25 protein-coding genes and 2 tRNA genes are annotated in these 25,958 nt (G+C 67.8%); 8 read left to right on the forward strand and 19 right to left on the reverse strand.

Annotated elements, in window-relative coordinates; genetic code table 11:
- Positions 1-7: 7 nt before the first annotated feature.
- Together CGZ91_RS07415 and CGZ91_RS07420 are read right to left on the reverse strand one after the other, a co-directional pair.
- Positions 8-2,662 (reverse strand): FtsK/SpoIIIE family DNA translocase, encoded by a 2,655-nt coding sequence (locus CGZ91_RS07415; RefSeq protein WP_094454156.1) that lies wholly within the window; start codon positions 2,660-2,662, stop codon positions 8-10.
- A 78-nt stretch (positions 2,663-2,740) separates the two neighbouring features.
- The gene (locus CGZ91_RS07420) at positions 2,741-3,694 is read right to left on the reverse strand and encodes a thiamine-phosphate kinase (protein ID WP_094453838.1); all 954 of its coding nucleotides are present in this window, start codon (positions 3,692-3,694) and stop codon (positions 2,741-2,743) included.
- Between the two features lie 117 nt (positions 3,695-3,811).
- On the opposite strand from CGZ91_RS07420, the gene CGZ91_RS07425 reads away from it, so the two are divergent.
- Both CGZ91_RS07425 and CGZ91_RS07430 read left to right on the forward strand, forming a co-directional pair.
- Entirely contained in the window at positions 3,812-4,048 is a 237-nt protein-coding gene (locus CGZ91_RS07425; protein WP_094449728.1) for an Lrp/AsnC family transcriptional regulator, read from the forward strand.
- Positions 4,049-4,086: 38 nt separating this feature from the next.
- A complete protein-coding gene (locus CGZ91_RS07430; protein ID WP_144276830.1) occupies positions 4,087-4,491 on the forward strand; it encodes a DUF3515 domain-containing protein in 405 nt (134 codons plus the stop codon).
- Between the two features lie 38 nt (positions 4,492-4,529).
- On the opposite strand, the gene CGZ91_RS07435 is transcribed toward CGZ91_RS07430, so the two are convergent.
- Positions 4,530-5,666: a D-alanine--D-alanine ligase family protein gene (locus tag CGZ91_RS07435; RefSeq protein WP_094453842.1), complete on the reverse strand. Its 1,137-nt coding sequence runs from the start codon at positions 5,664-5,666 to the stop codon at positions 4,530-4,532.
- A gap of 210 nt (positions 5,667-5,876) precedes the next feature.
- On the opposite strand from CGZ91_RS07435, the gene CGZ91_RS07440 reads away from it, so the two are divergent.
- The gene (locus CGZ91_RS07440; RefSeq protein ID WP_094449725.1) at positions 5,877-6,173 is read left to right on the forward strand and encodes an HU family DNA-binding protein; all 297 of its coding nucleotides are present in this window, start codon (positions 5,877-5,879) and stop codon (positions 6,171-6,173) included.
- A 113-nt stretch (positions 6,174-6,286) separates the two neighbouring features.
- Here CGZ91_RS07440 and leuD read toward each other — a convergent pair whose 3' ends face one another.
- On the reverse strand, positions 6,287-6,880 hold the full coding sequence (gene leuD, locus CGZ91_RS07445) for a 3-isopropylmalate dehydratase small subunit (protein WP_094453844.1): 594 nt from the start codon (positions 6,878-6,880) through the stop codon (positions 6,287-6,289).
- On the reverse strand, positions 6,880-8,391 hold the full coding sequence (gene leuC, locus CGZ91_RS07450; RefSeq protein ID WP_229116484.1) for a 3-isopropylmalate dehydratase large subunit: 1,512 nt from the start codon (positions 8,389-8,391) through the stop codon (positions 6,880-6,882). Before leuC ends, leuD begins: the two co-directional genes overlap by 1 nt.
- Before the next feature lie 74 nt (positions 8,392-8,465).
- Here leuC and CGZ91_RS07455 point away from each other — a divergent pair, with 74 nt between their 5' ends.
- A complete protein-coding gene (locus tag CGZ91_RS07455; RefSeq protein WP_094449722.1) occupies positions 8,466-9,194 on the forward strand; it encodes an IclR family transcriptional regulator in 729 nt (242 codons plus the stop codon).
- Positions 9,195-9,425: 231 nt separating this feature from the next.
- Here CGZ91_RS07455 and CGZ91_RS07460 read toward each other — a convergent pair.
- From CGZ91_RS07460 to CGZ91_RS07475, 4 genes are all read right to left on the reverse strand, one after another.
- Positions 9,426-9,498, reverse strand: a tRNA-Glu gene (locus tag CGZ91_RS07460).
- A gap of 75 nt (positions 9,499-9,573) precedes the next feature.
- Positions 9,574-9,645: transfer RNA gene (locus tag CGZ91_RS07465), tRNA-Gln, on the reverse strand.
- A gap of 83 nt (positions 9,646-9,728) precedes the next feature.
- Complete coding sequence (locus CGZ91_RS07470; protein WP_094453848.1) at positions 9,729-10,700, reverse strand: CPBP family intramembrane glutamic endopeptidase; 972 nt, start codon at positions 10,698-10,700, stop codon at positions 9,729-9,731.
- Positions 10,693-11,505: a fumarylacetoacetate hydrolase family protein gene (locus CGZ91_RS07475; protein ID WP_094453850.1), complete on the reverse strand. Its 813-nt coding sequence runs from the start codon at positions 11,503-11,505 to the stop codon at positions 10,693-10,695. Before CGZ91_RS07475 ends, CGZ91_RS07470 begins: the two co-directional genes overlap by 8 nt.
- A 91-nt stretch (positions 11,506-11,596) precedes the next feature.
- On the opposite strand from CGZ91_RS07475, the gene CGZ91_RS07480 reads away from it, so the two are divergent.
- Entirely contained in the window at positions 11,597-12,250 is a 654-nt protein-coding gene (locus CGZ91_RS07480) for an IMPACT family protein (protein ID WP_094453852.1), read from the forward strand.
- A 13-nt stretch (positions 12,251-12,263) separates the two neighbouring features.
- Here CGZ91_RS07480 and CGZ91_RS07485 read toward each other — a convergent pair whose 3' ends face one another.
- The 3 genes from CGZ91_RS07485 to CGZ91_RS07495 all read right to left on the reverse strand — a co-directional run bounded on the left by CGZ91_RS07485 (position 12,264) and on the right by CGZ91_RS07495 (position 15,743).
- Positions 12,264-12,932, reverse strand: coding sequence for a DUF1707 SHOCT-like domain-containing protein (locus tag CGZ91_RS07485; RefSeq protein ID WP_094453854.1), 669 nt, complete (start codon positions 12,930-12,932; stop codon positions 12,264-12,266).
- 58 nt (positions 12,933-12,990) lie between these two features.
- Entirely contained in the window at positions 12,991-14,571 is a 1,581-nt protein-coding gene (gene cimA, locus CGZ91_RS07490; RefSeq protein ID WP_094453856.1) for a citramalate synthase, read from the reverse strand.
- A gap of 89 nt (positions 14,572-14,660) precedes the next feature.
- The gene (locus CGZ91_RS07495; protein WP_094453858.1) at positions 14,661-15,743 is read right to left on the reverse strand and encodes a branched-chain amino acid aminotransferase; all 1,083 of its coding nucleotides are present in this window, start codon (positions 15,741-15,743) and stop codon (positions 14,661-14,663) included.
- A gap of 119 nt (positions 15,744-15,862) precedes the next feature.
- On the opposite strand from CGZ91_RS07495, the gene CGZ91_RS07500 reads away from it, so the two are divergent.
- The 3 genes from CGZ91_RS07500 to CGZ91_RS07510 all read left to right on the forward strand — a co-directional run bounded on the left by CGZ91_RS07500 (position 15,863) and on the right by CGZ91_RS07510 (position 18,237).
- Positions 15,863-16,945, forward strand: coding sequence for a 3-isopropylmalate dehydrogenase (locus tag CGZ91_RS07500; RefSeq protein WP_094453860.1), 1,083 nt, complete (start codon positions 15,863-15,865; stop codon positions 16,943-16,945).
- Positions 16,946-16,948: 3 nt separating this feature from the next.
- The gene (locus CGZ91_RS07505; RefSeq protein ID WP_094453862.1) at positions 16,949-17,479 is read left to right on the forward strand and encodes an O-methyltransferase; all 531 of its coding nucleotides are present in this window, start codon (positions 16,949-16,951) and stop codon (positions 17,477-17,479) included.
- A gap of 173 nt (positions 17,480-17,652) precedes the next feature.
- Positions 17,653-18,237, forward strand: coding sequence for a lipoprotein LpqH (locus tag CGZ91_RS07510; RefSeq protein WP_094453864.1), 585 nt, complete (start codon positions 17,653-17,655; stop codon positions 18,235-18,237).
- Positions 18,238-18,306: 69 nt separating this feature from the next.
- Here CGZ91_RS07510 and CGZ91_RS07515 read toward each other — a convergent pair whose 3' ends face one another.
- From CGZ91_RS07515 to hisF, 7 genes are all read right to left on the reverse strand, one after another.
- Entirely contained in the window at positions 18,307-19,254 is a 948-nt protein-coding gene (locus tag CGZ91_RS07515) for a DMT family transporter (protein ID WP_179229265.1), read from the reverse strand.
- Positions 19,255-19,355: 101 nt separating this feature from the next.
- Positions 19,356-20,375, reverse strand: a complete 1,020-nt coding sequence (ilvC, locus tag CGZ91_RS07520; RefSeq protein ID WP_094449711.1) for a ketol-acid reductoisomerase — start codon at positions 20,373-20,375, stop codon at positions 19,356-19,358.
- A 62-nt stretch (positions 20,376-20,437) separates the two neighbouring features.
- Positions 20,438-20,965: an acetolactate synthase small subunit gene (gene ilvN / locus CGZ91_RS07525; RefSeq protein WP_094449710.1), complete on the reverse strand. Its 528-nt coding sequence runs from the start codon at positions 20,963-20,965 to the stop codon at positions 20,438-20,440.
- The gene (locus tag CGZ91_RS07530; RefSeq protein ID WP_094453868.1) at positions 20,962-22,713 is read right to left on the reverse strand and encodes an acetolactate synthase large subunit; all 1,752 of its coding nucleotides are present in this window, start codon (positions 22,711-22,713) and stop codon (positions 20,962-20,964) included. The genes ilvN and CGZ91_RS07530 overlap by 4 nt, the downstream gene beginning before the upstream one ends.
- A gap of 141 nt (positions 22,714-22,854) precedes the next feature.
- Positions 22,855-24,183 carry a glycosyltransferase 87 family protein gene (locus CGZ91_RS07535; protein ID WP_179229266.1) on the reverse strand — a complete coding sequence of 443 codons (1,329 nt, stop codon included), beginning with the start codon at positions 24,181-24,183 and terminating at the stop codon, positions 22,855-22,857.
- An 11-nt stretch (positions 24,184-24,194) separates the two neighbouring features.
- A complete protein-coding gene (locus tag CGZ91_RS07540; RefSeq protein ID WP_094453872.1) occupies positions 24,195-25,106 on the reverse strand; it encodes a 2-hydroxyacid dehydrogenase in 912 nt (303 codons plus the stop codon).
- 44 nt (positions 25,107-25,150) lie between these two features.
- Complete coding sequence (gene hisF / locus CGZ91_RS07545; protein WP_229115916.1) at positions 25,151-25,936, reverse strand: imidazole glycerol phosphate synthase subunit HisF; 786 nt, start codon at positions 25,934-25,936, stop codon at positions 25,151-25,153.
- Positions 25,937-25,958: the final 22 nt, after the last annotated feature.

Here is a 25,958-nt window from a genome sequence, read left to right on the forward strand (position 1 = left end):
AGACGCCTCAGCCCTGAGAGATGTTCGCCAGCACCTCATCGAGGTCGTCCGGCTTGACCAGCACCTCACGGGCCTTGGAACCCTCCGAGGGCCCCACGATGCCGCGGGTCTCCAGGATGTCCATCAGTCGTCCCGCCTTGGCGAAACCGACCCGCAGCTTGCGCTGCAGCATGGACGTCGACCCAAGCTGCATGTTGACGACCAACTGCACGGCTTCCAGCACCAGCTCCAGATCATCGCCAATGTCCTCGGCGACGGCCTTGGTGGCGGCGGCCGTGGTCAGAACCTCCTCGTTGTACTGCGGCTGCAACTGCTCGGTGACGTGGGAGACGACGCTGCGGATCTCGTTCTCGGTGACCCAGGAGCCCTGGAAACGAATCGGCTTGGACTCCCCCATCGGCAGGAACAAACCATCACCCTGACCCACCAGCTTCTCGGCGCCGCCCTGGTCGAGAATGACCCGGGAGTCGGTCAGCGACGAGGTCGCAAAGGCCAGTCGGCTGGGCACGTTGGCCTTGATGAGACCGGTCACCACATCGGCGGAGGGCCGCTGGGTCGCGAGCACCAGGTGAATGCCCGCGGCACGAGCCAGCTGAGTGATCCGCACCACCGAATCCTCGACATCCCGCGGGGCGACCATCATCAGGTCGGCGAGCTCGTCGATGATCACCAGCAGGTACGGGTAGGGCTTGAGTTCCCGTTCGGAGCCCTCCAACGGCTGCACCTGGCCGCCGCGCACTGCCTTGTTGAAGTCGTTGACGTGCTTGAAGCCGTACGCCGCGAGGTCGTCGTAGCGCAGGTCCATCTCCTTGACGACCCATTCCAGTGCCTCGGCGGCCTTCTTCGGGCTGGTGATGATCGGCGTCACCAGGTGCGGGATGCCCTCGTAGGCGTTCAGCTCGACCCGCTTCGGGTCGACCATCATCATGCGTACCTCATCGGGCGTGGCCCGCATCAGCACCGAGGTGATGAGGGAGTTGATGAAGCTGGACTTGCCCGAACCGGTGGCGCCGGCCACCAGCAGGTGCGGCATCTTCGCCATGTTCGCAACGACGAATCCACCCTCGACGTCCTTGCCCAGACCAACGGTCAGCGGGTGCTGGTCGTTGCGGGCGCGCGCGGAGCGCAGCACGTCACCGAGTGAGACCACTTCCTTGTCGCGGTTGGGGATCTCGATACCGATCGCGGACTTGCCCGGGATCGGCGACAGGATCCGTACATCGGCCGAGGCGACCGCATAGGCAATGTTCTTGCTGAGTGCGGTGATCTTCTCAACCTTGACGGCCGGGCCGAGTTCCACCTCGTAGCGGGTGACCGTCGGACCCCGGGTGTAGCCGGTGACCCGGGCGTCGATCCCGAACTGGTCGAGCACGCCGCTGAGCGCCTCCACCACCTTGTCGGATGCCTCGGTGCGCTGCTGGGGGACGCTGCCGGGCTTGAGCTCGGCGGCATCGGGGAGCATGTAGGAGACGTCACCGGACAGTTGCAGTTGCTCGACGCGCTGCGGCATCGGCGTGTGCAGCGGAGCCTCCGGCGTACTGGACGGGCCGGCCTTGGTCGACTGGTCGGCAGCCTTGTCCCAAGGCTTGGCGGCCGGCTGGTCGGCCGTCTCCGGCGGCAGACCGGCGGTGACCGGCTCGTCGGCCGTGCTGGAGGTGCCGAATGTTGCCTGGTCGCGTTCCAGTTGCTCGATGTCGAAGAGCTCCGAGGTCGCCGCGCCTGCGTCGACAGGGCTGTCCATCGGGTCCGGGCGTCGCTGCCCTCGGGTACGTCCCGGCTTGGGTCGGGGGGCCGCGATGGTGGCTTCGTCGTCCTCGCCCACCAAGGCAGAGTCGTACGCCGGGTCATCGGCGTAGTCGAGCTCGTCGTCAGGATGGTGGCGCAGGCTGTGGCCGAAGTCGCGCAGTCGCTGCGGCATCTGGTTCAGCGGAATCCCCACCACCACGACCAGACCGAAGAACGCCAACAGCACCAGCAGCGGCACGGCCACCCAGGTCGTCATCAGATCGGCCAGCAGGCTGGATGAGACATATCCCAGCGCGCCGCCCGCGGCCCGCATCAGTTCGGGGTCCTCCGGACGGGGCAGCCCCTTGGCGATGCTCACCAGGCCGAGCACACCGAACAACAGCGTGATCCAGCCGATGAACTGTCGACCGGCCGGTCCGTTGTGTTCGGGATGGCAGATGAGGCGCCAGCCTGCAGCCAGGAAGACCACCGGGGCGGCGTACGCGAAGGTCTGGCCCACCACGCTGGTGACACCGACGGTGATCCAGCCACCCACCGGCTCGGGCAGCCCGAACCAGAACTCGGCGGCGAGCACGATGGCGCAGCCGATCAGGAACAGGCCCAGACCGTCGCGGCGCAGCTCGGGCTCGAGGTCGGTGCCGCGGCCGACGCTGCGGATGGCGCCACCGCAGGCGTGCGCGGTCCCGCGGCCCATCGCGGCCAAGCCGCGACCGATCGAGCTGCCGATCGAGGGGCTGGTTGCGGCCGGCTTTCGGGTGCCACCGCTGCCCCGTCCGCTGCGGGCCGATGCCGGCCGGCTCGAAGTGCCCTTGCTGGGCGCCTTCGATCGGGACTGGGGTGAACGAGTGGTTTTCTTGCTTCCGGACGACCGCGAACCAGAGGTGGACCGCGGTGGGGAAGACGCGCGGGTCGCCATGATGGTCACCCTACGCCCGACCGCCCCAGCACCGGCGTTCACACGCCGGACGAACCTCAGCGGTTCGCCTGAAAATGCTCAGCTGCGCTGGTGGAAGTGATCGTGCCCGGCCGGTTCGTCCCAGTCGGCGCCATCGACACTGACGCCTGCCTCGCCTTCTGTGACCGAGCCGATGACCGTCCAGTCATTGGGCACCAGGTCGGCTGCGAACGTGGCCGCCAGCGCATGGTCCTCTCCCCCGGTCAGCACCAGCCGATAGGGGTCACTTCCGGTGGCCGCCGCTACCGCCTGCAACGGATCCGGGACCTGCAACTGTTCGGTACGAACATCGATTCGTACGCCCGACGCGCGCGCGATGTGTCCCAGGTCAGCAATCAGACCATCAGAGATGTCGACCATCGCGGTCGCACCGGCCATCGCAGCCTGGCGGCCGGCACCGTAGGGCACTTGGGGCACGCGCTGGGCCTCGACGACGGCGCGCGGGGACCGGAACCCACGCCCCAGCACCACCAGCCCTGCCGCGGCCCAGCCGAGCCGACCGCGAATCGCCACCACGTCACCGGCGTGGGCGCCGGACCGGGTGAGGGGCAGCCGGCCCTCCAGGTCGCCCAGCGCGGTCACGGCGACGACGATCTGCTCACCGGAGCTGAGGTCGCCGCCGACCACCGACACGCCCGCTTCGGCGGCCTCCCGTTGGATGCCGGCCATCAGTTCCAGCACCCAGGACACCTTCAGCGTCGTGGGGAGCGTCAGCGCGACGACCAGCGCGCGTGGGGTGGCACCCATGGCTTCCAGATCGGCGATGTTGACCGCTGCGGCCTTGCGGCCGACGTCGTCGGCGGTGGACCAGGTGCGCCGGAAGTGCACGTTCTCAACCACGATGTCGGTGCTCACCACTGCCTGCTGCAGATCCACCACGGCGGCGTCGTCGCCGGGGCCCAGGCGTACCGGCTCGGCCTGCGGCAGGCCCGCCGTGATCGCCTCGATCAACTCGAACTCGCTGATCTGGTCCAAGGTCTGGTCCGCCGCCATCTTGCCCAACCGCCTCACGTCATCAGGCCCGTCTCCGGGACTGGCTGATTGGCCGGGTGGCCCCGGCCCGCCGCTCACACGGTAGCGTGCTCCGCAGTCGTCGCTGAGGAGCGTGTCATGTCCGTGCACTCGTACGTCCTCGTCCAGTGCGCCGTCGGCCAAGCCGCCGCGGTCGCCGAGACGGTCCGCGCCCTGCCGGGCGTCATCAAGGCTGAGACTGTCACCGGCCCTTATGACGTGATCGTCGAGGTGGAGGCCGGCACCATCGATGAGCTCGGTCGTCTCATCATCGGCCAGTTGCAGCAGGTGCCGGGCATCACCAACAACGTGACCTGTCCGGTCGTTCGGCTGTGATCGGCAGGCCCCGGCTCGCCGTGGTGGCGGCAGGGGTGATGCTCCTCGCGACCGGGTGCACGGTGACGGCGCCGGCGCCAGATCCGGGCAGCGTCCAGACCTGTGCAGACCTGATCGCCGCCGCGCCCGCGGTCGTCGCCGGCCAGCCACAGCGTGCCACCGACCAGCCCGAGTCTGCGGTGGCTTGGGGCGATCCGGCAGTGCTGCTGGCCTGCGGCGTGGCGGATCCGCCCGGTTTCGGCCCGACCAGCGAGTGCTACGAGGTCGATGGGATCGGCTGGTACGCCGAACCGGTCGATGGTGCCTACCGCTTCACGACCTTGGACCGTACGCCGCGCATCCAGGTCACGGTGCCGTCGGCATATGAGCCCCAAGCGGCTGTGCTGACCGACCTGTCCGAGGCGATCAGTACGACGATCCCCCAGCAGCGGCCCTGCGTGTGATGGGCCCTCCTGGTCTTGGGCCCTGCGGGTGATGCCGCTCAGCGAGGTCCGGCCTCGCGCTGCAGCGCCTGTTCGATGAGCAGGTCGATCAGGTCGGCGTACGCCAGTCCCGACTGCCCCCATGCGTAGGGATACATCGAGAACTCGGTGAAGCCGGGCATCGTGTTGACCTCGTTGAGCAACAGCCGGCCCTTCTCGGTGAGGAAGAAGTCGACCCGCGCCAGACCCTCACAGCCCAACGCCACGAAGGCGCGGCGAGCCAACCGGTCGATCTCGGCGGCCTGGTCCGAGGTGAGATCTGCTGGCACCTGCATCCGTGCCTTGCCGTTGCCGAGGTACTTGGTGGTGAAGTCGTAGAACTCCGTCCCCTCCATGACGATCTCGCCGACCGATGCGGTGCGAAGCCCCTGTCGTGGGTCCTGGAGCACGGCGCACTCGACCTCGCGCGCATTCTCCAGCCCCTGCTCGACGATGACCTTGGCACCCCAGGTGAATGCTTCGTCCAGCGCCGCGGGCAGATCCTCGGCGACACTCACCTTGGAGATGCCAACACTGGAGCCGCCGCGGGCCGGCTTGACGAACACGGGCAGCCCCAGCGCGGCGATCGCGTCCAAGCTGCTGCGCCGGCTCACGGTCCAGTCCGCCTGGCTCAGCGCGGTGTAGGGCACCATCGGCAGCCCGGCGCCGAGCAACATCCGGTGGGTCGCGTCCTTGTCGAGCGCCACCGCCGAGGCCATCACGCCACACCCGACGTACCGCAGCCGCATCAGTTCGAACAGGCCTTGGATCGTGCCGTCCTCCCCCATCGGCCCGTGCAGCAGGGCAAAAGCGACATCGATGCGCACCGGATCCGCCAACGTCGAGCCCTGCCGGGTCGCGAGCAGCACGTCCTCGCCGTCACGATGCAGCAAGGCTTCGTCGTGGCCCTGAGCGATCGCATCCACGCTGGGCAGCTCATCGCCGGAGGCGCGGAAGGCCGTCACCTCCTCGATCGACAGCCGCAGCCAGCTGCCGCCGGTGGTGATGCCGACCGGGATCACGTGGTAGCGCTCGTGGTCCATCGCGCCGAGCACGCCGGCTGCCGTCAAGCACGAAACGGAGTGCTCACCAGCCGCTCCGCCGCACACGAGCAGCACCGTCGTGGGACGGGAAGCAGAGGTGGTGTCAGCCGACATGGGGCTCCTTTCGACGCCCTAACACTAAGGGCAGTCAACGACATCTCGTGCCGCAGCACAGCCCCGATCCGACACGACACGCCGGAAAAACCGTCCAAAATCCCCTGCTGGAGCCAATTTCGCCCTAGCGTGGAGGCAGTACCAACCGGTACTCCCTCCCTGATGGGCCCCATCGGACCCCCCAGGAGGAACACCAACGAAAGGCAAGTTGTGAACAAGGCAGAGCTGATCACCGCACTGGCCGAGCACTACGACGGCAACAAGGCCGAGGCTGGCCGCGCGCTCGACGCCGTGGTCCAGACCATCACGGCCGCCGTGGTCGACGGCGAGAAGGTCACGATCACCGGCTTTGGCTCGTTCAGCAAGGGCCACCGCGGCCCGCGCACCGTGCGCAACCCGCGCACCGGCGAGCAGAGCCAGTCCAAGGCAGTCGACTACCCGAAGTTCAGCGCAGGTTCGCTGCTCAAGGCGTACGTCTCCGGCGAGAAGAAGCTGCCCACCAAGTGAATCCCGCTTGAGCGGAGAGCACCCTCACACTTCCCCAGCGCAAAACGCGGGCCCCGGTCGGGGCCCGCGTTTTCGCGTTGCTGCGGCGTGTGGTGCCGAACTGCGGCTGTCAGTCAGGGAGCCGTGGTGACCGGCTTGAAGCCCGGTCGGGTCGCCTCGAAGTCGGTGATTGACTGCTCATTGCGCAGTGTCAGGCCGATGTCGTCGAGTCCTTCCAGCAGCCGCCAGCGGGTGTAGTCGTCGATCTCGAAGGGGGTGACCAGGTCACCGCAGGTGATCTGCCGCTCCACCAGGTCGACGCTGATCGCCGTGCCGGGTTCGGCCTCGAGGCGCTTCCACAGCTGCTCCACCACTTCCTGGGGGACCACGGCCACCAACAGCCCGGCCTTGCCGGCGTTGCCGCGGAAGATGTCACCGAAGCGGGAGCCGATGACGACCTTGAAGCCGTAGTTCTGCAACGCCCAGACCGCGTGTTCGCGGGAGGAACCGGTGCCGAAGTCGGGTCCGGGGACCAGCACCGAGCCCTGGGCGTACGCCTCCTGATTCAGCACGAAGGTCGGGTCATTGCGCCAGGCCGCGAACAGGCCGTCCTCGAAACCGGTCCGGGTGACCCGCTTGAGGTAGACGGCGGGGATGATCTGGTCGGTGTCGACGTTGCTGCGACGCAGCGGCACACCGGTGCCGGTGTGGGTCTCGAACTTCTCCATCAGGAGGCCTCCTTGGCGGGCGCGGTCGGGAAGAGCGTGGGCGATCCGGGCTGGCGCGGCGTGGCAGGGCCGGCCGGGCCCAGATCGGACGGCGCGGACAGCGTGCCGCGGACGGCTGTCGCAGCCGCCACCGACGGGGAAACCAGGTGGGTACGCCCACCCTTGCCCTGCCGGCCTTCGAAGTTACGGTTGGAGGTCGAGGCGGCCCGCTCGCCGGGGCTGAGCTGGTCGGGGTTCATGCCCAGACACATGGAGCAGCCGGCGCCACGCCATTCGGCGCCGGCATTGAGGAAGACCGTGTGCAGGCCCTCGGCCTCGGCCTCGATGCGGACTCGTGCCGAACCGGGCACCACCAGCATCCGTACGCCGTCGGCGACGGTGCGACCCTCGAGCACGCTGGCGGCCAACCGCAGGTCCTCGATGCGGCCGTTGGTGCAGGAGCCGAGGAAGACGGTGTCCACAGCGATCTCGCGCATCGGCGTACCGGCCTCGAGATCCATGTAGGTCAGCGCCCGCTCGGCAGCTGACTTCTCCGAGTCGTCACCGAAGTCCTCGGGGTGCGGCACCGAACCGGCCAGCGGCACACCCTGGCCGGGGTTGGTGCCCCAGGTCACGAACGGGCTCAGCTCGGACGCATCCAGATCGACCTCGAGGTCGAAGCGTGCGCCCTCATCGGTGCGCAGGGTCTTCCAGTAGGCCACCGCCTCGTCCCAGTCGGCGCCGCGGGGCGCATGGGGACGGCCCTCGATGTAGGCGAACGTCTTCTCGTCGGGAGCAACCATGCCGGCCTTGGCGCCCCACTCGATCGACATGTTGCAGATCGTCATCCGGCCCTCCATCGACATGTTCTCGATGGTGCTGCCGCGATACTCGACGATGTGCCCGGCGCCGCCGCCGGTGCCGACCTTGCTGATCAGGGCGAGCACAACGTCCTTGGGGGTGACCCCCTCGGGCAGGTCGCCGTTGATGTTGACGGCCATGGTCTTGGGGCGGCTCTGCGGCAGCGTCTGGGTCGCCAGAACGTGCTCCACCTCGGAGGTGCCGATACCGAAGGCCAGCGCACCGAACGCGCCATGGGTGGAGGTGTGGGAGTCGCCGCACACGATGGTGGCGCCGGGCTGGGTGAGGCCCAGCTGCGGGCCGATGATGTGCACCACGCCTTGGTCCGGGTCGCCCAGCGAGTGGATCGGGACACCGAACTCCTTGGCGTTCTTGCGCAAGGTGTCGACCTGCAACCGCGACACCGGATCGGCGATCGGCTGGTCGATGTTCAGGGTCGGGATGTTGTGATCCTCTGTCGCCAGAGTCCGGTCCGGACGACGTACCGGACGACCGGCCTGCCGCAGCCCGTCGAAGGCCTGCGGGCTGGTGACCTCGTGCACGAGGTGCAGGTCGATGTAGAGGAGATCCGGCTCCCCCTGTGCCTGGCGTACGACGTGGTCGTCCCAGATCTTGTCGCTGAGCGTCCGCGGCGACTGCGCGGTGTCGTTCGGACCTGCTGGAGCGGTCACAATTCCCTCCCAAATTCGCTGAACAGAGCGATCATGCACTTGCATATCAAAGCCTGAGACGGCAATCTTACAGTATGGACGAATCTTCGAGCGGCGTGGGTGTCCTCGACAAGGCTGCGCTGGTGCTGTCAGCCCTCGAGACCGGCCCGACGACCTTGGCCGGACTGGTCACCTCGACGGGTCTGGCCCGACCCACCGCGCACCGGCTGGCCGTCGCGCTGGAACACCACCGCCTGGTTGGCCGTGACATCCAGGGCCGCTTCGTGCTCGGCCCCCGACTGGCCGAGCTGGCCAGCGCCGCCGGCGAGGACCGCCTGCTCGCCACCGCCGGGCCCGTCCTGGCGCGACTGCGCGACATCACCGGCGAATCCGCCCAACTCTTCCGCCGTCAGGGCGATCATCGCATCTGCATCGCCGCGGCCGAGCGCGCCTCGGGGCTGCGCGACACCGTGCCGGTCGGCAGCCAGCTGACGATGACCGCCGGCTCGGCCGCTCAGGTGCTGCTGGCCTGGGAGGACCCCGAGCGGATGCAACGCGGCTTGGACGGTTCCACCTTCTCAGCGGTCGCCTTGGCCAATGTACGCCGACGCGGCTGGGCCCAGTCGGTCGGCGAACGCGAGGCGGGCGTCGCGTCGGTGTCCTCGCCGGTGCGCTCACCCTCGGGCAAAGTCCTGGCCGCCGTCAGTGTCTCCGGCCCGATCGAACGTCTCACCCGCCAGCCCGGCCGGGCCCACGCCCCCGCCGTGATGGCCGCGGCCGACCGCCTGTCAGAGGTGCTGCGCCGCTCGGGCGGCGACAGCTGAGGCGTACGCCCGTTCCCCACGTGCACAACACCTGGATGCTGTAGTTGTGCAGGCAGGATCCCCGATCTGACCTGCACAACTACAGCATCCTGAGGTTCTGCCGCAGGTCGGTCCAACGCGGGCTTCACGTGTACCCGCTTGCGATCTGCTGCGTACGCCACGCTGCTCGACGTCGAGCCCACTCCCCCAGAAATGCCGAAAACCCCCACGGAATGGGGGTTTTCGGAGTTGTAGCCCCGACGGGATTCGAACCCGCGCTACCGCCTTGAGAGGGCGGCGTGCTAGGCCGCTACACAACGGGGCCAGGTGGGATCCTCAGCGACCTGAGGACAACCGTTACAGTTTACCAACTTGGTTGACGCTGCTGCAACATTTCCCGCTGGGGTACTAGGACTCGAACCTAGAACAACTGAACCAGAATCAGCCGTGTTGCCAATTACACCATACCCCACAGAGCCCGCCTCGAACCGAAATTCACGGCGGGGCAACGGCACGTAACATTAGTGGGTCAGCGGCGCTCAACACAAATTGAGCTCAGCCAGCCCGCCGCTTCGACAGCCCCGGCGTCGCTGCGGTGGCGCGGAGCGCATGAGCATCCACTCTCGCGGTGAGTTTGTACGCCCGCGCCACCAGCAACACCGCAAGCCCGACCGCACCGAACATCGCGATGTCGGCCATGGCGTCCTGGGCGCTGAGTTCGGACAGGCCCCGCAGGTCGGACATGGTGCCGCCAGCGATCGCCCAGCCGAAGGCCGACCAGTTGTTGGCGACGTGGGCAGCGATGGCAGCCTCGAGCCCGCCGGTGATGATCACCAGAGTGGCCGCCAGCATGCCGAAGGCGAACCGGTCCAGCAGCAGCCAGACGTTCTGGCTGCCGTGCAGCAGCGCGAAGATCAGTGAGGACAGCACCGCCGCGATCCACTTGTCCCCCACGCCGCCGGCCATCGACTGGAGCAGGAAGCCACGGAAGACGAACTCCTCGCCGGCCGCCTGGAACGGCGTGACGAGGATGAGCACGATCACGAAAGCCCACCAGCCCGGCGCGGGGGCGATCTGGATCTGTTGGCCGTCGGCGTACATCACCGCGAAGTTGACCAGGTTCATCACGACCAGCGCGACCACGGTCGCGACGATCAGGTAACGCCACCGCACACCCGGATGTACCGAGACCGCCCAGCGCGGGTCACGGCGGTACCAGTACCGCACGAAGAGCAGACACAGCGGCACCAGCAGCGCCAACGCCAAGTGGCTGGCGAGCATGCCGGTGACGATCTCGTAATTGGCTGCGCGCTCGGACCAGGCGGCGTAGTCCTCACCGCCGCCGGTGAGGGCATACCCGAGTCCCAGCACGACACTCGGGACCACGGTCAGGACAACGAAATAGCCGGCCAGTCCGAGGATGCCGCCCACCAACAGCCGCACCCGGTCGGCAGCGGTGTCGCCCAACAGGTCCGTGAAGCCGCCCCCCAGATTGGGGGACGCGACGTCTGGAATGCGATCAGCCATCGACTGGGCTGTCCCCCACGAACGGATTGGTGAGGGTGCCCAGACCGGTCACGGTGATGCTGCACTCGTCGCCAGGTCCGATCGGGCCGACGCCGGCCGGAGTGCCGGTGAGGATGACATCACCGGGCAGCAGGGTGGTCCATTGGCTGATCCACACGATCTGGTCGACGATCGAACGGACCATGTCACGGGTGTTGCCCTGCTGCCGCACCTCGCCGTTCACCGTCGTCGTGATGTCGAGGTTGCTGGCCTCCTCGACGCTGAGATGGGTGATGAGGTAGGGCCCAAGCGGGCAGAACGTGTCCGCACCCTTGGCGCGGCTCCACTGGCTGTCGGATGCCTGCCAGTCGCGGGCAGTGATGTCGTTGGCGATCGTGTAGCCCAGGATCACCTCGGGCACCCGTTCGGCCGGGACCTGTTTGCAGACCCGACCGATCACCACGGCCAACTCGCCCTCGAAGCTGAGTTCGGTGCTGCCGGCGGGTCGGACCACGGCCTCACCAGGACCGATCACCGAGGTGTTGGGCTTGAAGAAGACCAACGGCTCGGCCGGCACTTCGTTGCCCATCTCAGTGGCGTGGGCGGCGTAGTTGCGGCCCACCCCGAGCACCTTGGAGCGTGGGATCACCGGTGCGAGCAGTCGCACCTCAGTCAGCGGCACCCGTTCCCCGGTGTACTGCACCTGGCCGGCGGCCGGGTCCCCGGTCAGGAAGCTGGCGGTCTCGGGATGGTCCCCGTTGTCCTCCGCCAACTCGATGACGGCGTATCGGGGCTGGTCCCCGCTGGCGACTCGAGCGATGCGCATGTGGCGATCCTAGCGGCGGTCGACCGGCGGACCGATCCCTGCTGAGGGCTGGTCGCTGCCACGATGGTGGAATCCAGGAGGGAGGCCATCCATGCATTCCGACCAGTCGCAACCCGACCCGAGCCGCAGCTACCGCACCCTCGCCCTCGGCACCCGGTCCGTCGCGGAGACCGAGGTACGCCGATCCCGCTTCCTGGCCGTCGTACGCCGGGTGCCGGACGAACCGGCCGCCCGCGCCATGATCGAGCAACTGCGGGTTACCCACCGGGATGCCCGGCACCACTGCAGCGCCTTCATCCTGGGGCCGGAGCCGAGCACGGAGCGGTCCAACGACGACGGCGAACCAAGCGGCACCGCAGGCAAGCCGATGCTGGAGGTGTTGCGGGGGCAGGGGCTCAGCGATGTCGCGGCGGTCGTGGTGCGGTGGTTCGGCGGCACCAAGCTGGGCACCGGCGGGCTGGTGCGGGCGTACGCTGAGGCCGTCCAGCAGGCGCTGGCCAGCGCGTCGTTGGTGACCAGACATGAGGTCGGTCATTACGAACTCCAGCTCTCCCACGCAGACGCGGGCCGGGTGGAGTCGGCCCTGCGCGCGGGCGAGGTCGAGGTGCTCGGCGTACGCCACGGTGAGCAGGCAGTGTTGGAACTGGCCACCAACCAAGAGGCGGCATTGGTGAGTCAGGTACGCGAACTCACCGCTGGGGCCGCGTCACCAACCAAGCTGGGCACGATCTGGGTGGACGGCTGAGCGCCGAGGACACTCAGGCTTCGAGCTGGTGAGGCGCGTCGCCTGATTCCTTGAGTGCCTTGGCGAGGGCGTTGCGCTCGAACCAGCCGGCGCCGCGGATCGTGAAGCTACCCATCCCCATCTTGCCGTGGGCCACCAGGATCGGGCAGCCCGGTTGCGGGGTGTGGGCGGCCTTGTTGGTGACCGATCCCCATGACTTGTTGAGGCGGTCGAGGTTGGCGGCCCACCCCTCAGGGACGACGATGGTGATACTGCCCATCACGCCCTCCACCTCCAGATCGATGACGTCAGCCGACGCTTGGGCACGCAGGCAGTTGAGTTTGATCTCGCCCATCCCGCCGTCCAGGCGCAGAAAGGGCGGCAGGGTCCAGACACCGTCACGCTTCTCGCTGTCCCAGCCGGCGCGGATGACCAGTGGATCATCAAGGGAATAACCAGGCTCGGTCAGCGGGGAGAGCTGTGCCGTCCGGGTACGCGGTTCCTGCATCGCCGAGGGAGGTGGCACGGGCAGGTCGGCCACCAGCGGGTCCAGGTCAGCGTAGACCTTGGCCGCCAACGCCTTCTCGACGCGTTCCGCCTGTTCCTCCATCGTGATCCGCCCCTCGGCGGCCGCCTTCTGCAGGACCTCGACCACGCGGTCCCGCTCGGCATGTCCAATTCTCATCTGCGCCGCGTCAGCCATGGCTGCATGGTAGCCAAGGCCCGGACGAGCCTCAGGCGCGGCAACGCCAGTCCGCTGATCAGGCGTGGCGGATCAGGCCGAAGGCGTACGCATCGGCCAACGCTTCCCAGCTCGCCTCAATGACGTTCTCCCCCACCCCGACGGTGGTCCACGCGTGCGGCCCGTCGGTGGTGTCGATCAGCACCCGCACGGTGGCATCGGTGCCGTGGCCCTGTTCGAGGATCCGCACCCGATAGTCGGTGAGTTCGAAGTCGCCCACCCGCGGCAGCATCGGCTCCAGCACCGTCCGCAGCGCATGGTCCAACGCGTTGACCGGCCCATTGCCGCTGGCATCGGCACTGGCTTCCTGGCCGGCCACCGACACCGTGACCGACGCCGAAGTGCTGTCCTTTCCGTCCCGTCCGGCGCGGACCGCGACATCCCAGTCGAGGATGTGGAAGGGCAGTTCGAGCACCCCGAGCTCGTCACGCAGCAACAACTCGAAGCTGGCATCAGAAGCCTCATAGGAGTAGCCGACCGATTCGCGTTGCTTCACCGTGGTGGTGATCCGCGCGGCGACTTCTCGGTCGGACAGGTCGAAACCGAGCTCGGCGCCCTTGAGCTGGATGTTGGCCCGACCGGCCATGTCACTGATGAGCATGCGCATCGAGTTGCCGACCAGCTCGGGCTCGATGTGCTGATACATGTTCGCGTCCACCTTGATGGCCGAGGCGTGCAGCCCGGCTTTGTGGGCAAAGGCGGAACTACCCACGTAGGGCTGTCGGCCCGGCAACTGGACGTTGGTGATCTCAGCGATCTCGTGGCACACGGCCGTGGCATCCGCCAAGCAGGAATCGGGCACCAGGTCCCAGCCGTACTTGAGCTGCATGTTGGCCAGCACCGAGACCAGGTCAGCGTTTCCGGTCCGCTCGCCGTAGCCGTTGACGGTGCCCTGCACGTGCATCACGCCGGCCGACACCGCGGCCAGCGAGTTCGCGACTGCACAGCCGGAGTCGTTGTGGCAGTGGATCCCCAGCCCCACACCGACCTCACCGACGGCGCTGACGATCTCGCCCATGTCCTCCGGCAGCATGCCGCCGTTGGTGTCGCACAGCACCACGACCTCGGCTCCGGCCTCGGCGGCCGCACGAACCACCTCCAGGGCGTACGCCGGGTTGGCCCGGTAGCCGTCAAAGAAGTGTTCGCAGTCGACGAAGACTCGCCTGCCCTGCTCGACCAGATGGCTGACGGTGTCGGTCACCATCGCCAGGTTTTCCTCCAGCGTCGTCTTCAACGCGTCGGTGACGTGGCGGTCGTGGCTCTTGGCCACCAGGCAGACCACCGGGGCCTCGGAGTCGACCAGAGCCTGCACCTGCGGGTCGGTCGCCGCGGTCGCACCGGCGCGGCGGGTCGAGCCGAAGGCAGCCAAGGTGGCGTGCTGGAGGTCCAGTTCGGTGCGGGCCCGCTGGAAGAACTCAGTGTCAGACGGGTTGGCGCCGGGCCAACCACCCTCGATGAACGTCACCCCGAGCCGGTCCAGACAGCCAGCCATGCGCAGCTTGTCCGCCACACTCAGCCGCAGGCCTTCCTGCTGTGCACCATCACGCAGGGTGGTGTCATAGATGTGGAAAACCTCCGGCGCGTGCGGGGTGGTCACCATCGAGTTCCTCCGGTCAACGAGAGAATCGGCCTGTCGCACCAGTCTGCTGCGCCCGGACCGGGGCAGAGTCCAGGTTCAGGGTCTGAGACTCACAGGATGCGATGCATCCAGCCGTGGTTGTCCTCCGCGCGGCCGTACTGGATGTCCATCAGTCGGCGCCGGATCTCCATCGTGACCTCTCCGGATGCGCCGCCGTTGACCTGCCAGTGCCCCTCGGGTGACTTGAAACTGCCGATCGGGTTGACCACTGCCGCGGTGCCGCAGGCGAACATCTCGGCGATACCACCGCTCGCGACACCGTCGAGCATCTGCCTGACGTCGATCGGCTGTTCCTTGACCGACAATCCCATCTCGTCGGCCAGCGTCAGGATCGACTTGCGGGTGACGCCTTCCAGGATGGTGCCCAGCGGCGGGGTGATGAGTTCATTGGAGTTGGTGACGGCGTACACATTCATGCCCCCCAGTTCGTCGACCCAGCGTCGCTCGACGGTGTCGAGGAAGAGCACCTGGCTGCAGTCGTTCTCGGCGGCTTCCTGCTGCGGAAGCAACGAGGCGGCGTAGTTGCCGCCGCACTTGGCCTCACCGGTGCCACCGGGAGCAGCGCGGGTGTAATCGGTCGAGATCCAGATGTCGACCGGCTCGACACCGCGCGGGAAGTACGCCCCGGCCGGTGACGCGATGCAGCAGTACTGGACCTGGCGGGCAGCCCGCACCCCGAGGAAGACCTCGGTCGCGAACATGAAGGGCCGCAGGTACAGCGAGGACTCACCACCGGCCGGCACCCATTCCTGGTCAACCCGGACCAACTCCTCGATGCTGGCCAGAAAGTCCTCCTCGGGCAGTTCCGGCAGCGCCAGCCGATGCGCGGATGCCGCCATCCGGCGGGCGTTCTGCTCGGGACGGAACAGCCAGATCGAGCCATCCTCCCAGCGGTACGCCTTGAGACCCTCGAAGACCTCCTGGGCGTAGTGCAGCACCGCGGCGGCGGGGTCCAGGCTGAACGGGGCGCGCGCCACGATGCCGGAGTCGTGCCAGCCGTCCGACGCAATCCAGGTCGCTACCGCCATGTGGTCGGTGAAGTACTGACCGAAGCCGGGCTTGGCGAGCACCTGCTCACGCTGCTGGGGGCTGACCGGGTTGTCGTTGCGGCGCAACTCGAACATCAAGGACATGAACGCAAATCTAACAGCGCGGCGCAGTGCCGCGCGGAGGATTCCGCCCCACTCATCAGGGTGAGTTGGCATCGTGAGACATTCCGGCGTGGCCCCGATGCGCCACTACGCTCACCCGCGTGACTACCAACGAGCAGAACACTGCTGCCCCCGGCAAGCCCACCATCGCCGTCATCGGCGGCGACGGCATCGGCCCCGAGGTGGTGACCGAAGCCCTCAAGGTGCTCGACGCCGCGTGGGGTGCCGACGCGTACGAACGAGTCGACTACGACCTCGGGGCCGAGCGCTGGCAGCGTACCGGCGAGGTGCTGCCCGATTCGGTGATGGCGGAGCTCGACACCGCCGACGCGATCCTGTTCGGCGCCATCGGTGCCGCTCCCGGAGCCACCGACATCCCCTCGGGCCTGCTCGAGCGGGGCCTGTTGCTGAAGCTTCGCTTCGCCTTCGACCACTACGTCAATCTGCGGCCGAGCATCCTCTACCCCGGCGTCCCGACACCGCTGTCCGAGGCGGTCGTGGGCGGTCGTGAGATCGACTTCGTGGTGGTACGCGAGGGCACCGAGGGGCTCTACTGCGGCAACGGCGGCGTGGTCCGTGCCGGTACGCCGCAGGAGATCGCCACCGAGGTCAGCGTCAACACTGCCTTCGGTGTCGAACGCGTGATCCGGGATGCCTTCGAGCGGGCCACCCAGCGCCGCAACAAGTTGACCCTGGTCCACAAGCACAATGTGCTGGTCAACGCCGGCGGCCTGTGGCGCAACCGCTTCGAAGCGGTCGCTGCGGAATACCCGCAGGTCACCACCGACTATCTGCACGTCGACGCTGCCACCATCTTCATGGCCACCGACCCCGCCCGGTTTGACGTCATCGTCACCGACAACCTGTTCGGCGACATCATCACCGACCTGGCAGCTGCGGTGACCGGCGGTATTGGTCTGGCTGCCAGCGGCAACATCAACCCGGACCGCACCCATCCCTCGATGTTCGAGCCGGTGCACGGCTCGGCCCCCGACATCGCCGGGCAGCAGCTGGCGGATCCGACCGCAGCGATCCTGTCGGCCTCCTTGCTGCTGCAGCATCTGGGAGAGGATGCGCGGGCAGCCCGCATTTCTGAGGCGGTCGCCGCCGACATCGCCGGGCGTGGCCACACCAAGCGCTCCACTGCCCAGGTCGGCGACGCGCTCGCCGCAGCCGTCAGCTGAGCGATGGACCTCCCACCCCTGGTCAGCAAGGCGCTCAGTGCGGCGCTGTCGTCCGGTTACATCGAAACCACACGGTCGGAAACCGGTCGATTCCTCGCGGTACTGGCAGCTGCCTGCACCGCACCCATTGCCGAGATCGGCACCGGGTCAGGGGTGGGAGCAGCCTGGCTGCGACACGGCGCGACCGATGCGGTCACGGTGCTGACGGTCGAGGCCGACGATGCCTTGGCGGAGGTCGCCAGTGCGGTCTTCGCCGATGACCGCATCGAGGTGATGCACGGCGACTGGGAGGACGTACGCCCGCGTGGCCCGTTCGGGCTGTTGGCCATGGATGCCGCGATCGCGGCCCAGCTGCCGCAGCCTGAACTCATCGAATCCCTGGTGCCAGGCGGGATGCTGGCCATCGACGACTTCGGACAGTTCGACGGCCGGCACGGGCTGCGCTCGGGGCTGCTGGAAAATCCTGGCTGTGTTGCCGCCGAGGTCCGCATCGCCGAGGACTGCCTGATCGTGTTGGCAACCCGGCTGCCCTGAGCTGACGCAACTGGCGGGAACCAGGCATGGCGATGCTGTCGTCCATTCCCGCGGGTCATCCGCCGAACAGCTACGATCTGTTCTGGCTCGGCCTCCGGTCGTTCGGCCCTCCTGATCCATGGGCCTTCGACCGCATCACTCGCCGGCCCATACTTTGACACCGAAGGAATCCCATGAATCGCTCCATCCTGTCCCGCTCCGCCCGCCGTGCCCTTGCGGGTGCCGCGGTGCTCGCCCTCACCCTGACCGGTTGCTCTGCCATCGAGGACCTCGTCGGTGGCGGCGCCGAAGGAGGGACCACCACTGAGGCCCCGCCCGCCACGCAGGCCCCCGAAACCAGCGATGCCCCCGAAACCAGCGATGCTCCGGAGACGACTGACGCCCCGGAGACCAGTGGCGCCCCCAGCGGCGGCGGCGAGTCGGGCGCACCGCAGATCACCATCGACGGTGAGTCGATCGACTTCAGCGGCGTGAAGGGCAGTTGCCTGCCCAGCGGTGAGGAGGTCACGCTGGCGTACTCCACCCAGGACGCCAATGACACCCGCGCGCTGTTGGCCACCATCAACGGCACGACCGTCGAGAGCCTCGCCCTGGTGCCGTCTGAGGCTGAGGTCATCAGCTACTCCACCGAGTCCGGTGGCGGCGACCTGAAGGTCAGCGAGTCCAACGGCACCTACACCATCACCGGTACCGCCAGCCGCCTCAGCGCCGCTGGCGCCGGTGAGGTCGAGATTGAGCTCGTCCTCACCTGCAGCTGAGTGTTCTCACCCACGGGTGCGCCCGCCAACCGGGCGTACCCGTGGGTTTTTTGTTGCCCGGACCCGTCCTCAGTTGTCCCGGACCCGCACCGCCGGAGCCGGCCGGGCCACCACGACGGTGGCGATGACGACCAGCACGGCGCCGACCACCGACAGCCATGACAGGGCGCGGTCGGCCGGCAGGAAAACGTCGAGCAGCAGGGAGACCACCACCTGCCCGGCAATGCTGGAGACCATCAGGATGAGGATGCCCAGCCGTGGCGCCAGCGCCGCGGACCCGGCGATGTAGACGATGCCGATCACACCGCCCAGGAACAGCCACGGGTTGACATCGAGGTTCAGGTTGTCGCCGGTGAGCAGGCCGATCGCGGTGATCCCGCCGACCAGCACTCCTCCGAGGCTCGAGTTCAGTGAGGTCGCCGCCAGCGGGTGCCCTGACAGTTTCGCAACCCTCCCGTTGAGCGCCTGCTGCACCGTCGAGGACAGACCGCCGGCCAGGGGGATGATGAGCAAGATCCACAAGGTCAGGCTGGGTTTCAGCGCCAACGTCGGCAACACCACTGCCACCAACGCCAATCCGGCGCCCAGCAGCCGGGTCCGTGACGGTGGCGTGGGAGACAGTGCCAGCCGGGAGCGGTCCACGGCATACCCGCCGACGAGTTGGCCGGCGACCAGTCCGACCGTGTAGAGCGTCAGTCCCAGGGGCAAGGCCGACAGCGACTGGGAGGACACCGCGACACAGCCGAACAGACCTCCGAGGAAGTACCACCGCGGCGAAGTGCCGTGCCGGATCGCGGTGGCAATGGTGCTCATCGCATGCCGACCGCGGCTGGTGGCCAGTGCCACCAGACCGGCCAGGATGCCGCCGATCAGCAGCGAGCACGCCGCAGCCGCCATCGGGTTGTCGAACTCGCGGCCGAGCTGGCCGTTCACGCGCGCCTGAACCGCGATGAGACCACCCAGAAACGCGCCGAAGAGCACCGCCAGCGGGGTCAGTCCCCCCGCCGGCGGTGCCACCGAGACAGCAGTAGGCCCGGAGGAAGGGGGAACCATGATGGCGTCCCTCCTCTCCGGGCCTGAATGCTGATGTGCTGTTACTCCTGTGATCCGGGACCGGATCAGCGGGCAGCGGTGCCCTCCACGTAGTCGTCGTCATGCGACTTGACCCACGCCATCAGACCGCGCAGCTTCTTGCCGGTCGCCTCGATCGGGTGCTTCTCGGCCTCCGCACGGAAGTTCTTGAACTCCGGTGCGCCGGCGTCCTGGTCGTCGATGAAACGCTTGGCGAAGGTGCCGTCCTGGATGTCGGACAGGACACCCTTCATGGTCTCCCGCACGGCCGAGTCGATGACGCGGGGGCCCGACACGTAGTCGCCGTACTCGGCGGTGTCCGAGATGGACCAGCGCTGCTTGGCGATGCCGCCCTCGTACATCAGGTCGACGATCAGCTTGAGCTCGTGCAGGCACTCGAAGTAGGCGATCTCGGGCTGGTAGCCGGCATCGACCAGGGTCTCGAAACCGGCCTGCACCAGCGCGGACATGCCGCCACAGAGCACGGCCTGCTCGCCGAACAGGTCGGTCTCGGTCTCTTCGGTGAAGGTGGTCTTGATGCCGCCGGCACGCAGACCGCCGATGCCCTTGGCGTACGCCAGGCCCAGATCCCAGGCCTTGCCGGTCGCGTCCTGCTCCACCGCGATGATCACCGGGACGCCGCGGCCCTCGCTGTACTCACGACGCACCAGGTGGCCGGGGCCCTTGGGGGCGACCATGACCACGTCGACATTGGCCGGGGGCTTGATGAAGTCGTAGCGGATGTTGAACCCGTGGGCGAAGAAGAGCGCGTCGCCCTCCTCCAGGTGCGGCTCGATCGACTCGGTGTACACGTGGCGGGCGACCTGGTCGGGCACCAGCAGCATGATGACGTCGGCCTCCTGGGCCGCCTCGGCCGGGGTGAGCACCCGCAGGCCTTCGTCGATGGCACGCTGACGGCTCTTGCTGCCCTCGGCGAGTCCGACGCGAACGTCGACACCCGAGTCACGCAGCGACAGCGCGTGCGCGTGGCCCTGGCTGCCGAAGCCGATGACGGCGACGCTGCGCCCCTGGATCACGCTCAGGTCGGCGTCGTCGTCGTAGAACATCTGTGCGGGCACAATTTCTCCTTCGTCTGTTGATGCGTCCGGGCTGGACGCGGGGTGATGACTCAGCGGCCGCCGGTGCGGTCGGCATGCCGGGGTCGCTCGTTCAGAGACTTGTGGCCACGCGCCAGCGCGACCATGCCCGACTGAACGAGTTCGCGGATCCCATAGGGCTCCAGCATCGAAATCAACGCGTCCAGCTTCTCACGGCTGCCGGTGGTTTCGACGGTGATCGCCTCGGGCGAGACATCCACGGTTTTGCCGCGGAACATCTCGACGATCTGCAGCACCTGGCCCCGGGTCTCGGGGTCGGCACGAACCTTGATCAGCACCAACTCTCGCCGCACCGACTGCGGGTCGAGTTCGACGATCTTGAAGACCTCGATCAGCTTGTTGAGCTGCTTGGTGATCTGTTCCAGGGCAAGGGGGTCATCGACGGAGGCGACGACCGTCATACGCGAGATGCCCGCGGACTCGGTCGGACCGACCGCAAGCGACTCGATGTTGAAACCGCGGCGCGAGAACAGCGCCGCCACGCGGGTGAGGACACCGGGGCTGTCACTCACCAGAACGCTGAGGGTGTGGGTGCTCACAGCTGCTCATCCTCCCAGTCGGGCGCCATGTCTCGCGCCACCTGAATCTCGTCATTGCTGGTGCCGGCGGCGACCATCGGCCAGACCATCGCATCCTTGTTGACCACGAAGTCGATCACGACCGGACGGTCGTTGATCTCCATCGCCTGCTTGATCACCTCGTCGACCTCGTCGCGGCTGGTCGCCCGCAGGCCGGCGCACCCCATCGCCTCGGCCAGCTTGGCGAAGTCGGGCACCGTCAACGAGTTGAGGTCGGTGTTGGAATAGCGCGAGTCATAGAACAGCGTCTGCCACTGCCGCACCATGCCCAGGGTCTGGTTGTTGATGATGGCGATCTTGATCGGGATCCCCTCGACGGCGCAGGTCACCAGCTCCTGGTTGGTCATCTGGAAGCAGCCGTCGCCGTCGATGCCCCACACGGTCGCCTCAGGGCGGCCGGTCTTGGCACCCATCGCGGCCGGCACGCAGTAGCCCATCGTGCCCGCGCCGCCAGACGTCAGCCAGTGACCGGGCGAATCGAAGGGCAGCAACTGAGCGGCCCACATCTGGTGCTGGCCCACGCCGGTGGCCCAGTAGGTGCCGGGTCCGGACAGTTGCCCGAGCCGCTTGACGACGTACTGCGGCAGCAGTGCGTCCTCGGGCTGGTCATAGCCGATTGGGTACCGCTCAACCAGACCGTCAAGATAGGAGACCCATGCCTCGTAGCCGGGGGTTTCCTCGCGTTCGAGTCGATCCAGCAGCGCCGCCAGCACCTCCTTGCAGTCCCCCACGATCGGCAGGTCCGCACGTCGGTTCTTGGAGATCTCGGCCGGGTCGACGTCGGCGTGGATGACCTTGGCGTCCGGGGCGAAGCTCGACAGTCGGCCGGTGACCCGGTCGTCGAAGCGGGCTCCCAGGGAAAAGACCAGGTCGGCTCGCTGCAGCGCACCCACGGCAGCAACGGTGCCGTGCATGCCGGGCATGCCGTAGTTGAGGTCATGGCTGTCGGGCAGCGCGCCGCGAGCCATCAGCGTGGTGACAATCGGGACCCCAAGCCGGTCCACGACCGCAGCCAACTCGTCGTACGCCTGTGCCTTGACCACGCCGCCACCGACGTAGAGCACCGGACGCTTGGCCTCCGTCAGCATCCGGGCAGCTTCCTTGATCTGCTTGCTGTGGGGGCGCGTCACCGGGCGGTAGCCGGGCAGGTCCACGTCTGCGGGCATGTGATACGGCGACAGTGCCTGCAGGGCGTCCTTGGCGATGTCGACGAGAACCGGGCCCGGCCGGCCACTGCTGGCGATGTGGAAGGCCTTCTTGAGGACACCGGGAATCTCGGCCGGATCCGTGACCAGGAAGTTGTGCTTGGTGATCGGCATCGTGATGCCGCGGATGTCGGCCTCCTGGAAGGCATCGGTGCCGATCATCGGCGCAGCGACCTGACCGGTGATGGCCACGATCGGGACCGAGTCCATCATCGCGTCCATGATCGGGGTGACCAGGTTGGTCGCACCTGGACCCGAGGTCGCCATGCACACCCCGACCCGACCGGTCGCCACGGCGTACCCCTCGGCCGCGTGGCCGGCGCCCTGCTCGTGACGGACCAGGACGTGACGGACCTTCTTGGAATCGAAGAGCGGATCGTACGCCGGCAGGATCGCGCCGCCGGGGATGCCGAAGACGACCTCTACGTCGAGATCCTCGAGGGCGCGAACGAGGGACTGTGAACCCGTGATCTCGTCAGTGTCTGCGGTGACCTCGCTGGTCATCTCGGCTCCCTTTCGGTTGGTGGATCAGGTACTGCGGGTGGTGCTGTGTGCGTGCTCGGGAAACAAAAAACCCCCGTTGCCGCGAAGGCAGACGAGGGAGCGCGCCGGTGGTCGAGGTGACTCAGCCGACACGCTTGGTTACTACGAGAACGAAGAACTGCACGGCCTCAGCTTCCTCCCTGCAGGACGCCGTGTCAACTCCTGTCCAGCAGTTGAACTCCCCCGGCTGGCCGGCGACTGGGGGCCCCGGCCGGGTGCTGCCGTGGCCCGGCTGTGGCGCAGCCGCTGCAGACTCCGCCAGCTGTCGGTCAGCACCGGCCCAGTCCACGGCACCGCCACCCCCAGCAGCAGCGCAGCGCCCAGCAGGGGCTGCGCCGCGCCGAGGGTGTCCTGCCACCAGTTGTAGGTCAGTTCGGCACCTTGGGCGTAGGGCAACAACGCCAACGGAAGGCCCGCGGCGATCAACAGGACCAGCGCGCGACAACCGATCAGCCAGAGCTTGGGCACGGACTCCAGCCGCGGCCCGAACGCCACGATCGCCAGTGGCATCGCCCAGACGTAGTGGTGGGTCCACGACACCGGCGAGACCAGGCAGGTGGTCAGCCCGGCCAGCGCCACGGCGAGCGCCCGGTCCTGACGGATCGGACCGGAGCCGCGCCACAGCCCGACAAAGACCAGCAGCCCCGCCAGCGCCACCAGCACCGAGACCGCCAGCCCGACTCCCATCCCCAGCGGGCGGGGTTCCAGTAGCCGCAGCCCGGCGCCGACCAAGGACTGGTTGCCGACGTAGAGCGAGTCCGGCGTGGTCTCCCCGGTCACTCCGGTGAAGAACCTCACCGTGTCACGCGGCAGCAGGACCAGGCCGAACAGGTTGAGGCCACCGAAGCTGAGCAGCGCATTGCGGACCGTACGCCAGCGGCCCGCCAGCAGCAGCGCGCCGATGAAGAACAATGGGGTCAGTTTGATCGCTGCGGCCAGCCCCACCAGCAGGCCGCGCGGCAACCGGCGACGGCCCTGATCGGATGGAGGAAGCAGATCAGCGGCCACCAACGTCATCAGGATGATGTTGACCTGGCCGTAGCCGATGGTGGTGCGGATGGGCTCCAACCCCACCACCATCGCCGCAACCAGGGCGCCGGTACGCCAGTTCGCCGGCAGGCCGAGACGCCGAGCCACCACGACCAGACAGACGACCTGCAGCACGCCCCAGACGATCTGCCAGAACAGCCGTTCGCCGAAGGCCATCGGCACCGCCAGCAACGCCGCGATCGGCGGATAGATGAAGGGCAGGTCCCAGCCGGGCGTACGGGTGTCGTAGATGCTGCGGCCGGCCAACAGGTCCCGTGCGGTCAGTTGGTAGACGTCGAGGTCGATGGTGTTCGGAGCCCACGGCCACGCCGACCCACCGGCGATCACCCACGGCAGCACCAGGGCGGCCGCGATGATGCCGGGCACGTGGGTCGCCAGCACCGAACGGATTCTCATCGGGCCGGCTTCACCACATTCTCCAGCGGCTCACCGGCAATGAAACGCTGCACCTGGTCGCGGATCAGCGCATCCCGGCGGGCCGGAAAGGCAGTGCTCAGACCGCCGACGTGCGGCACCAGCAGCACCCGCTCCAGGTCCCACAGCGGATGGTCCTGAGGCAGCGGTTCGGGGTCCACCACGTCGAGGGCGAACCGGAGCCGTTCCTTGGCCTGCTCGACCATGGCGTCGGTGTCGATGACGGCGCCGCGGCCAACGTTCACCACGAGCGCATCGTCGGGCAGCAGACTCAACAGTTCCGTACCGAGCAGCCCGCGGGTGTGCTGGTTGGCGGGCAGGACGCAGATCAGCACGTCAGTCTGGGGCAACAGCTGCGGCAGTTCCTCGACGCCGTGGATGTCGTCGCGTGCCCGGCTGGCGACCTTGGTGATGCTGGCGCACTCGAAGCCGGCCAGCCGCTGCTCGATGGCCTTGCCGATCCTGCCGTAGCCCAGGATCGTGACCCGCTGGTCGGCGATGGAGTGGCCCACCGACTTGGACCAGTCGCGCTGCCGGGCATACCGGTCGATGTGGCGGCCCTGGGCCAGGGCGAGCGTCACGGCGAGTTCGGCGGTGCTGGTGTCATGCACGCCGGCGGCGTTGCACAACGCGACCTGGTCCGGCACTCGGTCGATGAGATTCTCATATCCGGCCGACAGGCCCTGCAGGAACCGCAGCTTCGGCATCTGGGCGACCAGTTCCATGCCGGCTCCGGTGACGTTGTAGGGCAGCACATAGAACTCGGTCCGCTCCACCCCCTCCGGCGCCGGTCCCTGGCGATACAGCAGCACCTCGACGTCGTCGGGCAGCGGACCGACCACCTCATGGGCGGTCGCCAGGTCGTGGTAGGGCAACATGATCGTGGTCATCGAGAGCTCCGTGTCAGTTGGCAAATGGTCGGTTGGCGAGGGTGTCAGCCAGCAGAGGTGTCAGTCGCGGGCATGGTCCGCACCGGGAAACCGGCCTGGGCCAGGCCGGCCTTGACCTGGCCGACGGTCAGTGTCCCGAAGTGGAAGACGCTGGCCGCCAGGAGCGCATCGGCACCGGCCCGGGCCGCTGCCACGAAGTGCTCAACTGTGCCGGCTCCACCGGAGGCGATCAGCGGAACGTCGGTGGCCTCGCGTACCGCTGCCAGCATGTCCAAGTCGAAGCCGTCGGTGGTGCCGTCGGCATCCATCGAATTCAACAAGATCTCTCCGACGCCACGCTCGGCGGCCTCCACCGCCCACGCCACCGCGTCCCGGCCGGCGTCACGACGACCACCGTGGGTGGTGACACCGAAACCGGACGGCTGGGCCGGGTCGCGGCGGGCGTCCACCGACAACACCAACACCTGGTTGCCGAACCGGGCCGCGATCTCGTCGATGACCTCGGGGCGGTCGATGGCGCCGGTGTTGATGCCAGCCTTGTCGGCGCCGCTGCGCAGCAGGGTGTCAACGTCGGCGACGCTGCGTACGCCGCCGCCCACCGTGAGCGGGATGAAGACCGTCTCCGCGCAGCGCTGCACCATCGCATGGGTGGTGGCCCGCCCCTGGTGGGAGGCGGAGATGTCCAGGAAGACCAGTTCGTCGGCGCCGGCCTGTCCGTAGGCAGCCGCCAAGGCAACCGGGTCTCCGGCATCGCGCAGGTTGACGAAATTCACGCCCTTGACGACGCGTCCCCCGTCGACGTCAAGGCAGGGGATGACGCGAATCGCCACACCCTCCCCCGGGTCGGCCTGT

It is taken from the genome of Parenemella sanctibonifatiensis, from assembly GCF_002250565.1.
In the GTDB taxonomy this organism is placed as follows: domain Bacteria; phylum Actinomycetota; class Actinomycetes; order Propionibacteriales; family Propionibacteriaceae; genus Parenemella; species Parenemella sanctibonifatiensis.

What these genes read in the sequence shown, in the direction of transcription:
- CGZ91_RS07415 (WP_094454156.1), bottom strand. Translation starts at nt 2,662, where the DNA reads ATGGCGACCCGCGCGTCTTCCCCACCGCGGTCCACCTCTGGTTCGCGG.
- CGZ91_RS07420 (WP_094453838.1), bottom strand. Translation starts at nt 3,694, where the DNA reads ATGGCGGCGGACCAGACCTTGGACCAGATCAGCGAGTTCGAGTTGATC.
- CGZ91_RS07425 (WP_094449728.1), top strand. Translation starts at nt 3,812, where the DNA reads ATGTCCGTGCACTCGTACGTCCTCGTCCAGTGCGCCGTCGGCCAAGCC.
- CGZ91_RS07430 (WP_144276830.1), top strand. Translation starts at nt 4,087, where the DNA reads ATGCTCCTCGCGACCGGGTGCACGGTGACGGCGCCGGCGCCAGATCCG.
- CGZ91_RS07435 (WP_094453842.1), bottom strand. Translation starts at nt 5,666, where the DNA reads ATGTCGGCTGACACCACCTCTGCTTCCCGTCCCACGACGGTGCTGCTC.
- leuD (WP_094453844.1), bottom strand. Translation starts at nt 6,880, where the DNA reads ATGGAGAAGTTCGAGACCCACACCGGCACCGGTGTGCCGCTGCGTCGC.
- CGZ91_RS07455 (WP_094449722.1), top strand. Translation starts at nt 8,466, where the DNA reads ATGGACGAATCTTCGAGCGGCGTGGGTGTCCTCGACAAGGCTGCGCTG.
- CGZ91_RS07470 (WP_094453848.1), bottom strand. Translation starts at nt 10,700, where the DNA reads ATGGCTGATCGCATTCCAGACGTCGCGTCCCCCAATCTGGGGGGCGGC.
- CGZ91_RS07475 (WP_094453850.1), bottom strand. Translation starts at nt 11,505, where the DNA reads ATGCGCATCGCTCGAGTCGCCAGCGGGGACCAGCCCCGATACGCCGTC.
- CGZ91_RS07480 (WP_094453852.1), top strand. Translation starts at nt 11,597, where the DNA reads ATGCATTCCGACCAGTCGCAACCCGACCCGAGCCGCAGCTACCGCACC.
- CGZ91_RS07485 (WP_094453854.1), bottom strand. Translation starts at nt 12,932, where the DNA reads ATGGCTGACGCGGCGCAGATGAGAATTGGACATGCCGAGCGGGACCGC.
- cimA (WP_094453856.1), bottom strand. Translation starts at nt 14,571, where the DNA reads ATGGTGACCACCCCGCACGCGCCGGAGGTTTTCCACATCTATGACACC.
- CGZ91_RS07495 (WP_094453858.1), bottom strand. Translation starts at nt 15,743, where the DNA reads ATGTCCTTGATGTTCGAGTTGCGCCGCAACGACAACCCGGTCAGCCCC.
- CGZ91_RS07505 (WP_094453862.1), top strand. Translation starts at nt 16,949, where the DNA reads ATGGACCTCCCACCCCTGGTCAGCAAGGCGCTCAGTGCGGCGCTGTCG.
- CGZ91_RS07510 (WP_094453864.1), top strand. Translation starts at nt 17,653, where the DNA reads ATGAATCGCTCCATCCTGTCCCGCTCCGCCCGCCGTGCCCTTGCGGGT.
- ilvC (WP_094449711.1), bottom strand. Translation starts at nt 20,375, where the DNA reads ATGTTCTACGACGACGACGCCGACCTGAGCGTGATCCAGGGGCGCAGC.
- CGZ91_RS07530 (WP_094453868.1), bottom strand. Translation starts at nt 22,713, where the DNA reads ATGACCAGCGAGGTCACCGCAGACACTGACGAGATCACGGGTTCACAG.
- CGZ91_RS07540 (WP_094453872.1), bottom strand. Translation starts at nt 25,106, where the DNA reads ATGACCACGATCATGTTGCCCTACCACGACCTGGCGACCGCCCATGAG.